The organism is Acinetobacter sp. 826659, from assembly GCF_000588515.1.
Taxonomy (GTDB): domain Bacteria; phylum Pseudomonadota; class Gammaproteobacteria; order Pseudomonadales; family Moraxellaceae; genus Acinetobacter; species Acinetobacter pittii.
In genome coordinates this window covers 1-1,068 of the sequence record NZ_JFYD01000031.1, presented here as the reverse complement: position 1 = coordinate 1,068, position 1,068 = coordinate 1, and the positions used below count along the sequence as shown (strand labels likewise).

Sequence of the window (1,068 nt, the reverse complement as noted above, 5' to 3'; positions counted from 1 at the left end):
CCTAATATACGCCCACCTCTGAAACGTCCCTATCGTCTAGAGGCCTAGGACATCGCCCTTTCACGGCGGTAACCGGGGTTCGAATCCCCGTAGGGACGCCAATATTTTTTTCAGATGTATGCCTCATATAAGTCCCTATCGTCTAGAGGCCTAGGACATCGCCCTTTCACGGCGGTAACCGGGGTTCGAATCCCCGTAGGGACGCCAAATTCTAAAAAGCCACTACATAACGTCAGTGGCTTTTTTCTTGCCTAAAAAAAATAAAAAGCCAATCAATGATTAGCTTTTCATATGCTCTCTCAACCCGCAATTCCTACTTGTACTTCAAGGCGACCTGACTGCACTCGTAGTCCTCTAATTTCAAACTGATCTACGAGCTGCTGCACAAGCTCGCGACTTTCTCTTAAAATATTCAAGCCCGGTAAAATACTAAAATCAGTCAAACTTAAAAGCTTTTCAACCATCCATGAACGGTTGTTAATAAAGTCAATAAATCCTGCTTGCTCTAGGTCAATAAACCACATGCGATGCCCATCGCGTTGGATTCCGGGAATATCGCCAATCAAGTGATTAATGAGTGATGGAATAGGCAACATATTTACGACTTCGAAACCAACTCGACCAATACGGCGCACAGCCCAATTTGACAAGGTGCCGCCATGTCGAATCTGAACATCAAGACTTTCATCCATTTGTCGCAAGCGTAAGAATTTTTCCTGCCCAATACGACATTCCAATACTTTAAAATCTAAACTCAAACGATACATGAAGCGATGATAATGCCCATCGATCTCGACTTGGAAACTGTCATTGCCGCACTTGATTTTAATATCATCAATTTCTGAGCGATCAATGCGCTTACGAATTTGATTATTTAATAACATTTCGGGTAAGTACAACGTTAAGGTACTTTTGCCCAAAAAAGTTCGCGCCATAATCAACGCGACTTGGCGTGCTGTTTCACTGGTTTCAGACACCATATCTCTTACCGTGCCTGCTGCCAGATTTGTCATTCCGACAACTCCACGTCGTGTATGAGTAGTTACTTGATCGAGCGCGTCCAAAGCA

General features: G+C 43.8%; 1 protein-coding gene and 2 tRNA genes. 2 read left to right on the top strand and 1 reads right to left on the bottom strand.

Features of this window, described 5'->3' with window-relative positions:
• Positions 1-25: 25 nt before the first annotated feature.
• Positions 26-101 (top strand) — tRNA-Glu (locus J663_RS18500).
• A 30-nt stretch (positions 102-131) separates the two neighbouring features.
• A tRNA-Glu gene (locus J663_RS18495) sits at positions 132-207 on the top strand.
• A 92-nt stretch (positions 208-299) separates the two neighbouring features.
• Here the strand turns inward: J663_RS18495 and J663_RS18490 are convergent.
• The coding region (locus J663_RS18490; protein ID WP_033851444.1) for a hypothetical protein at positions 300-1,068 on the bottom strand (769 nt) is incomplete at its 5' end.